Genomic DNA, 7,905 nt, shown 5'->3' with positions numbered 1-7,905 from the left:
AACCAGATGCGCATGCTGGCGGCCGCCGCCGACAAGGCCAAGTCGATCGACCCGGTCAAGGTCGCGCTCGCGCTGGAAGGCATGGAGTTCGACGTCTTCAACGGCGGCAAGGGCAACATGCGCAAGGACGACCACCAGTTCTTCCAGCCAATCTACATTTCCTCGCTCGGCGAGCGCACCGCAAAGGAACCGTTCGACGAGGAAAAGACCGGCTGGGGCTGGAAGCTCATCGCCAGGATCGATACCGCCCAGACCATGCTGCCGACCACCTGCAAGATGGAACGGCCGAAGTAACCATTCACGCGTAACCCGTCCGCCCCGATCCTCCGGGGGCGGACGCGTCCCTTATTTCCCCAGGCGGTGCGCCGTGCTTGAACTGATCGTCATCTCCACACTGAACGGTGTGCTGTACGGCATGCTGCTGTTTTTGATGGCGAGCGGGCTCACCGTCATCTTCAGCATGCTCGGCGTGCTCAACTTCGCGCATGCCAGCTTCTACATGATCGGCGCATTCTTCGGATTCCAGATCAGCCGCTGGTTCGGCTTCTGGCCCGCGCTGGTGATCGCGCCATTGCTGGCGGGCGCGATCGGCGCCGCCGTCGAGCGCTATGGCCTGCGCCGCGTCCACAAGAACGGCCACGTCGCCGAACTGCTGTTCACCTTCGGCCTCGCCTTCGCGATCGAGGAAGTCGTGCAGATCATCTGGGGCAAGAGCCCGGTGGATTTCCGCATACCGCCGTCGCTGGATTTCTCGGCCTTCACGATCTTCTCGACCAATTACCCCGCCTACAAGATGTTCATGCTGCTGGTCTCCATCCTGATCTTCGCGGCCCTGCTGATCACGCTCAAGAAGACGCGGATCGGCCTGATCGTGCAGGCGGCGCTGACCCATCCGCACATGGTCGGCCATCTCGGCCACAACGTCGGACGCATCTTCATGCTGGTATTCGGCGTCGGCACCGCGCTCGCCGCCGTCGCCGGCGTCATCGCCGGTCCCGCACTGGTGACGCAAGCGAACATGGCCGGATTGCTCGGACCGATCCTGTTCGTGGTAGTGGTGGTCGGCGGACTGGGTTCGCTGCCTGGCGCCTTCGTCGCCTCGCTGCTGATCGGCCTGGTGCAGACCTTTGCGGTCTCTATGAACGGCTCATTGTCCGGCGCCTTCGGTCCGCTCAGCCCGGATTATGCGGCGACCTGGCTCTCCGATATCTGGAACGTGACGATCGCCCAGATCGCGCCGATCATGCCCTACGTATTGCTGGTCCTGATCCTGATCTTCCGTCCCATGGGCCTGCTCGGGACACGCGACACATGACCGAGACAACCCAAAGCACTGCACCACCCTATCCGGCCGCCGCCGAAAAACTCAAATTCTACGGATTGTGGGTTGGAGCGGCGATCGCTCTGCTGTTGCTGCCGAAACTGTTCAGCTCCGGCGGATCGCTGACCACGTTCAGCCTGATCGGCATCTCGATCATTTTTGCGCTGTCCTACAACATCCTGCTGGGCCAGACCGGCATGCTGTCGTTCGGTCATGCCGTCTATTACGGCCTCGGCGGCTTCCTGGTCATTCACGCCATCAACATCATCGGCACCAACAAGCTGCCGATCCCGCTGCCCTTGGTGCCACTGATCGGCGGATTGACCGGATTATTGTTCGCGGTGCTGCTCGGCTGGGTCTCGACCCAGCGTAGCGGAACCGCCTTTGCGATGATCTCGCTCGGCGTCGCCGAACTGATCGCCTCGTCGGCCCTGATCCTGCGCACCTTTTTCGGCGGCGAAGCCGGAATCTCCGCCAACCGCACCAAGGTGTTTCGGCTGTTCGACTGGAGCTTCGGGCCGCAAATCCAGATCTATTACCTGGTCGCGGCATGGACGCTGCTGGCCGTCATCGCCATGTACGCCCTCACCCGCACGCCGCTCGGGCGGATGTGCAATGCGGTGCGCGACAATCCCGAGCGGGTCCAGTTCGTCGGCTACGATCCGCATGTCGTGCGTTACCTCGCGTTCTGCTTTTCCGGATTCTTTGCCGGCATCGCCGGCGCGCTCGCGGCCATCAATTTCGAGATCGCCAATTCGGCCTATCTCGGCGCCGTGCAGTCGGGAACGGTGCTGTTCGCCGCCTATATCGGCGGTATCGGTTTCTTTATCGGACCGATCGTGGGCGCGATCTTCGTCACGTTTCTCTCGCTCGGCCTCAGCGACCTGACGCAGGTGTGGCAGCTCTATTTCGGGCTGATCTTCATCGCCGTGGTGCTGTTCGCACCGGGCGGCATCACCGGACTGTTGATGATGCATCGCCCGCTGTTGAAGGCCGGCACCTTCGGCAGGGTGCTACCCAGCTATCTGATCACTTTCGTTCCGACGCTCGCCATGCTCGCCGGCCTCATCCTCGCGACCGAAATCATTGTTTATTATGCCGTCCACGGCGGCGACGATTCTCACATCAAGGCGTTTGGCATCCCGTTCGACGCGGCGAACCGCTACCTCTGGGCGCTTTCTGCGATCCTGTTGGTCGGCGGCTATTGGGTGGCGCGCAAGACCTGGACGATGGTCGGACATGCCTGGGACGAAGCCACCGGTGGTGCCCGCGAAAAGGGAGCCATCGCATGAGCACCGCCATCGAATTGCGCGGAGTCGAGAAGAGTTTTGGCATCACCTCGGTGATCCGCAACGTGAACCTGACCGTGGCGCAGGGCGAACGGCACGCCCTGATCGGACCGAACGGCGCCGGCAAATCCACCCTGTTCAACCTGATCAGCGGCTACATGGTGCCCTCGGCCGGCAGCATCCTGCTGCGCGACGAAGTGGTGTCGGGCCTGCCGCCCTACCAGATCAACCGCCGCGGCCTGTCACGCAGCTTCCAGGTCACCAACGTGTTCGCCAATATGAGCGTGTGGGAGAACCTGCGCTGCGCCGTGCTGTGGGCCGCCGGTTACCGCTATACGTTCTGGAAGAACATCGACAATTTGCCTGAGGTGCGCGAGCGCACCGCCCGGATCCTCAGCGACATCAACCTGACCGCGCGCCGCGACGTGCCGGCCGGCCTGCTGACCTATGCCGAGCAGCGCGCGCTCGAGATCGGCATCACGGTGGCCGGCGGCGCCAATGTCATCCTGCTGGATGAGCCGACCGCCGGCATGAGCCACGCCGAGACCGAACGCGCGGTGGAACTGATCCGCCGCCTCACGGAAGGCTGCACGCTGCTGATCGTCGAGCACGACATGAGCGTGGTGTTCGGCCTCGCCGACCGTATTTCGGTGCTGGTATATGGCCAGATCATCGCCTCGGGCACGCCGGAAGAGATTCGCGGCAATCCGAAGGTTCGGGAAGCCTATCTCGGCGAGGAGGCCGCCTGATGCTGGAGGTCCGCGACCTGCACGCCTATTACGGCAAGAGCCACATCCTGCAGGGCGTCGATATGCGTATCGATGCCGGCGAAGTCGTCAGCCTGCTCGGCCGAAATGGTGTCGGCCGCTCCACCACCGTCAAGGCGATCATGGGCGAAGTGCCGCCGCAGGGCTCGATCAAGTTCAAGGGCACCGATATCGCGGGACTGCCGAGCTACCGGATCGCGCATCTCGGGCTGGGCTACGTGCCCGAACACCGCGACATCTTTCCCGGGCTGACGGTGCGGCAAAACCTGATGCTTGGCATCAAGGATACCAGCCGCGCCGGCAAGTGGCGGCTCGAGGACATGCTGGAGATGTTCCCCAACCTCGCCGCCCGCGCCGATACCGCGGCCGGCGTGCTGTCGGGCGGCGAAAAGCAGATGCTGACGATTTGCCGGACGCTGATGGGGGACCCCGAACTCGTCATGATCGACGAGCCCACCGAGGGGCTGGCGCCGATCATCGTGCAGCAGGTCGGCGATCTCATCGCCGAGATCGCCCGCCGCGGCGTCGCCATCCTGCTGGTGGAACAGAAACTCTCGATCGCCATGCGGATCTCGCATCGGGTCTACGTGATGGGCCACGGCCGCATCGTATTCGAGGGCACGCCCGCCGAGCTCAAGGCCAACGATGCCATTCGCAAGGAATGGCTGGAAGTCTGAACTTCATTACTCGCCGTAACGGCGCAGTCGCTCGAGGTCAACGATGGTGACGCCGCCATATTCGAGCCGCAGCAGCCCCTGGCTCTCCAGCCGCTTCAGGCACTGGTTGGCATTTTGCCGGCTCATGCCGGACAGGGCGCCGATTTCCTCCTGGGTGATCTCCAGATGAAGCGTGAGGTCCGGATAGAGGATCGGATTGAACAGCGAGGCGATCGACCGCGCCAGACGGGCGGTGGCGTCCAGCGTGCGGCCATATTCGAGCAGCCCGATAAACTGACCCAGACGTTCGTTGAGCTGCCGGACCAGGAAACGGTTGAACCCGACGCTGTTCTCGTACAGCCAGAAGAAGGTGCTGCGGTCCATCATCGCCAGACGCGTGTCGCGCAGCGCCACCACGTCGTAGCGCCGGGGTTCCTTCTTGAGCACGCTGCCTTCGCCGAACCATGCGCCGGAGGTCAGGCCGGCAAAGCTGGCGGCCTTGCCGCCCCGGGACACGATGCCCATCCGGGCAAGGCCGGTGACGACGCCGGTCCAGTAGTCGAAATTATCCCCCCGCATGAAGATGAATTCATTGGCGCGGTAGGATTTTTCGACGATGCCGGCGCGCGCGATCTCGGTCTCCCGCTCGTTCAGTTCGCGCGACCAGGCCGCGATGCGCTTCAAATTATCTGCTGCAATCATTGTAACGTTGAACCGTCCCCCTGATGTCACACGACTTCTATGCTGCGCCGCAACAATAATCATGGTCCATCATCGCGCCGTCCCCTTCGGAACAAAACGCCGGTCATGGCCGCTGACGAAATTTGCCTGGAGATTGTCAGGCGCAAGACATTTCAAAGTACCGCTTTACCCTATTGAGGGCCATCTCTTAGCGTGGCCCATGAACCAAAGAGGATCCTGGACCAGGCGGAGACAGGGTGCGGCGTTACCTCGGTTGGCCTATCCAAGACGGTCCATGTATGATCGGCTCGGTGCGAGCAAGACAGATAAAGAGCGCGTCAAGCGCCGTATCTCGGAGGAATAGGTGGATTACGCTTTGGAAGTGCGCGGGGTGTCACTGCGCTTCGGTGGCGTGCGTGCGCTCACCGAGGTCAGTTTTGGCGTGAACGATGGCGAGTTGTTCTCGATCATCGGCCCCAACGGCGCCGGCAAGACCTCGATCGTCAACTGCATTTCGGGCCGCTACAAGCCGACCGAAGGCCAGCTGTTCTATCGCGGGCAGGACATCACCGCGCTCAATCCGAACGCGCGGCCGCGGCTCGGCATCGGCCGCACCTTCCAGAATCTCGCGCTGTTTCATCATATGAGCGTGCTCGACAACATCATGGTCGGCCGCCATCATTTGCTGAAGAACAATTTCCTGACGGGATCGCTGTACTGGCTGACCGGCGCGCGACGCGAGGAACTCGAGCATCGCCGCAAGGTGGAGGAGATCATCGATTTCCTCGATCTGCAGTCGGTGCGCAAGGCCACCGCCGGCACCCTGCCCTACGGCCTGCGCAAGCGGGTCGAGCTCGCCCGCGCCATGGCGCTGGAGCCGCAACTGATCCTGCTCGACGAGCCGATGGCCGGCATGAACTTCGAGGAAAAAGAGGACATGGCGCGCTACATCGTCGACCTCAACGAAGAGTTCGGCATGACCGTCATGATGATCGAGCACGACATGGGCGTGGTGATGGATATTTCCCACCGTGTCATGGTGCTGGATTTCGGCCGCAAGATCGCCGAAGGCGATCCCGCCGCGGTGCTGGCCGATCCGCACGTCAAGCGCGCCTATCTCGGCGAGGAGGACGAGGTCCTGGTCGATCCCGACGACAGGCCGGCGTCAGCGGAGACCGCGGCATGATGGATTACGCCGGCCGCGTCGCCCAAGCCGACACCTTTCCGAAGCTGCTGCGCCTCAACGCCAGGGAGCACGGCGGCGAGATCGCGCTGCGCGAAAAGGATTTTGGACTGTGGAAGGTATTCACCTGGAACGACTATCAGGCCCGGGTGCACGATTTCGCGCTCGGCATGGTCGAACTCGGGCTCGGCCGCGGTGACGTCATCGGCATCATCGGCGACAACCGGCCGGACTGGGTGTCTGCCGAAATCGCCACCCATGCCATCGGCGCCATGTCGCTCGGTCTCTATCGCGACGTGCTGGACGAGGAAGCCGCCTACCTCCTGAGCTACGGCGAAGCCAAACTGGTCTTCGCCGAGGATGAAGAGCAGGTCGATAAGCTGCTGGCGCTGGCCGACCGCGCGCCGCAACTCAAGCACATCGTCTATTCCGACCCGCGCGGCATGCGCAAATATGACGACCCGCGACTGATGGAAGCCGCCAGGCTGGCGGAAATGGGGCGCGCCCGCGCCGCGCGCGAACCCGGCCTGTACGACAGACTGGTCGACGAAGCCAACGGCGAGGACGTCGCGATCCTCTGCACCACCTCGGGCACCACGGCGCATCCAAAACTGGCGATGCTGGCCGCCGGCCGCGTGCTGCGGCATTGCGCCACCTACCTGTCATTCGATCCGAAGGGACCGGACGACGAATACGTCTCGGTGCTGCCGCTGCCCTGGATCATGGAACAGGTCTACGTGCTCGGCAAAGGCCTGCTGTGCCGGATGAAGGTCAACTTCGTCGAGCAGCCCGACACCATGATGCACGATTTCCGCGAGATCGCGCCGACCTTCGTGCTGTTCGCGCCACGGGTCTGGGAATCGATCGCCGCCGACGTCCGCGCCGGCGTGATGGATTCCTCGCCGCTCAAGCAGAGCCTCTATGAATTCGGCATGAAGACCGGCCTTGCGGCGCTGGCGCACGGCAAGCACTCCACGATTGCCGACATGGTGCTGTTCCGCGCACTGCGCGACCGCCTCGGTTTTTCCCGGCTGCGCTCGGCGGCGACCGGCGGCGCCGCCCTCGGCCCCGACACGTTCAAATTCTTCCAGGCGATGGGCGTGCCGCTGCGCACGCTGTACGGCCAGACCGAAATGCTCGGAGCCTACACCCTGCATCCGTTTGGGCAGGTCGACCCCGACACCACGGGCGTGCCGATGGCCGCCGACATCGAGATCCGCATCGACAATCCGGATATCCACGGCGTCGGCGAGATCGTGGTGCGTCACCCCAACATGTTCCTCGGCTACTACAAGAGCCCGGAGGCTTCCGCCGCCGACATGGAAGATGGCTGGATGCATTCCGGCGACGCCGGCTATTTCAATCCTGGCAAGCAGCTGGTGGTGATCGACCGCATCAAGGATCTGGCGGAAACCGCGCGCGGCGAACGGTTCTCGCCGCAATACATCGAGAACAAGCTGAAATTCTCGCCCTACATCGCCGAGACCGTGGTGCTGGGCGCCGGCCGCGACGCGCTGGCGGCGATGATCTGCATCCGCTTCTCGATCATCTCGAAATGGGCGGAGAAGAAGCGGATCTCGTTCACCACCTACACCGATCTCGCCTCGCGCCCGGAAGTCTACGCGCTGCTGCGCAAGGAAGTCGAAACCGTCAACGCCACCCTGCCGCCGGCGCAGCGCATCTCCCACTTCCTGCTGCTCTACAAGGAACTCGATGCCGACGACGGCGAACTGACCCGCACCCGCAAAGTGCGCCGCAGCGTCATCAACGAGAAATACGCCGGGATCATCGACGCGATCTACGGCGGCAAGAGCGACATCCCCGTCGATACCGTGATCCGCTTCCAGGACGGCACCACCCAGCGCATCCGCACCACGCTGGCGGTGGTCGACCTCGGTCACGATGCGGCCGTCGCGGAGGCCGCGGAATGAGGGACAGAAGCATCTCCATCGAACTCGGCAGGCACCTCGAAATGCCAATCGCATCGCCCTCTCCCCTTGTGGGAGAG

7 protein-coding genes and 1 pseudogene are annotated in these 7,905 nt (G+C 63.2%); 7 read left to right on the top strand and 1 reads right to left on the bottom strand.

All coding sequences use genetic code 11. The features are described 5' to 3' along the window. From Q7T45_RS25800 to Q7T45_RS25780, 5 genes and pseudogenes are all read left to right on the top strand, one after another. Positions 1 to 294: pseudogene (locus Q7T45_RS25800) on the top strand (branched-chain amino acid ABC transporter substrate-binding protein); the annotation flags it as partial. Between the two features lie 73 nt (positions 295 to 367). Further along, a complete protein-coding gene (locus tag Q7T45_RS25795; RefSeq protein ID WP_304874704.1) occupies positions 368 to 1,315 on the top strand; it encodes a branched-chain amino acid ABC transporter permease in 948 nt (315 codons plus the stop codon). Then, a complete protein-coding gene (locus tag Q7T45_RS25790) occupies positions 1,312 to 2,613 on the top strand; it encodes a branched-chain amino acid ABC transporter permease (RefSeq protein ID WP_304874703.1) in 1,302 nt (433 codons plus the stop codon). Before Q7T45_RS25795 ends, Q7T45_RS25790 begins: the two co-directional genes overlap by 4 nt. Next, positions 2,610 to 3,359 (top strand): ABC transporter ATP-binding protein, encoded by a 750-nt coding sequence (locus tag Q7T45_RS25785; RefSeq protein WP_304737429.1) that lies wholly within the window; start codon positions 2,610 to 2,612, stop codon positions 3,357 to 3,359. The genes Q7T45_RS25790 and Q7T45_RS25785 overlap by 4 nt, the downstream gene beginning before the upstream one ends. Further along, entirely contained in the window at positions 3,359 to 4,054 is a 696-nt protein-coding gene (locus Q7T45_RS25780) for an ABC transporter ATP-binding protein (RefSeq protein ID WP_304874702.1), read from the top strand. The genes Q7T45_RS25785 and Q7T45_RS25780 overlap by 1 nt, the downstream gene beginning before the upstream one ends. 6 nt (positions 4,055 to 4,060) lie before the next feature. Here the strand turns inward: Q7T45_RS25780 and Q7T45_RS25775 are convergent, their stop codons facing one another. Continuing rightward, positions 4,061 to 4,735: a Crp/Fnr family transcriptional regulator gene (locus Q7T45_RS25775; protein ID WP_304874701.1), complete on the bottom strand. Its 675-nt coding sequence runs from the start codon at positions 4,733 to 4,735 to the stop codon at positions 4,061 to 4,063. 343 nt (positions 4,736 to 5,078) lie between these two features. On the opposite strand from Q7T45_RS25775, the gene Q7T45_RS25770 reads away from it, so the two are divergent. Together Q7T45_RS25770 and Q7T45_RS25765 are read left to right on the top strand one after the other, a co-directional pair. Then, complete coding sequence (locus Q7T45_RS25770) at positions 5,079 to 5,900, top strand: ABC transporter ATP-binding protein (RefSeq protein ID WP_304874700.1); 822 nt, start codon at positions 5,079 to 5,081, stop codon at positions 5,898 to 5,900. Continuing rightward, positions 5,897 to 7,828: a long-chain fatty acid--CoA ligase gene (locus tag Q7T45_RS25765; protein WP_304874698.1), complete on the top strand. Its 1,932-nt coding sequence runs from the start codon at positions 5,897 to 5,899 to the stop codon at positions 7,826 to 7,828. Before Q7T45_RS25770 ends, Q7T45_RS25765 begins: the two co-directional genes overlap by 4 nt. Positions 7,829 to 7,905 lie beyond the last annotated feature (77 nt).

The organism is Bradyrhizobium sp. (assembly GCF_030646015.1).
GTDB lineage: Bacteria > Pseudomonadota > Alphaproteobacteria > Rhizobiales > Xanthobacteraceae > Bradyrhizobium.
Note: the sequence above shows the minus strand (reverse complement) of the source record. Positions and strands in the feature narration are given on the sequence as shown.

What these genes read in the sequence shown, in the direction of transcription:
- Q7T45_RS25790 (WP_304874703.1), top strand. Translation starts at nt 1,312, where the DNA reads ATGACCGAGACAACCCAAAGCACTGCACCACCCTATCCGGCCGCCGCC.
- Q7T45_RS25780 (WP_304874702.1), top strand. Translation starts at nt 3,359, where the DNA reads ATGCTGGAGGTCCGCGACCTGCACGCCTATTACGGCAAGAGCCACATC.
- Q7T45_RS25775 (WP_304874701.1), bottom strand. Translation starts at nt 4,735, where the DNA reads ATGATTGCAGCAGATAATTTGAAGCGCATCGCGGCCTGGTCGCGCGAA.
- Q7T45_RS25785 (WP_304737429.1), top strand. Translation starts at nt 2,610, where the DNA reads ATGAGCACCGCCATCGAATTGCGCGGAGTCGAGAAGAGTTTTGGCATC.
- Q7T45_RS25765 (WP_304874698.1), top strand. Translation starts at nt 5,897, where the DNA reads ATGATGGATTACGCCGGCCGCGTCGCCCAAGCCGACACCTTTCCGAAG.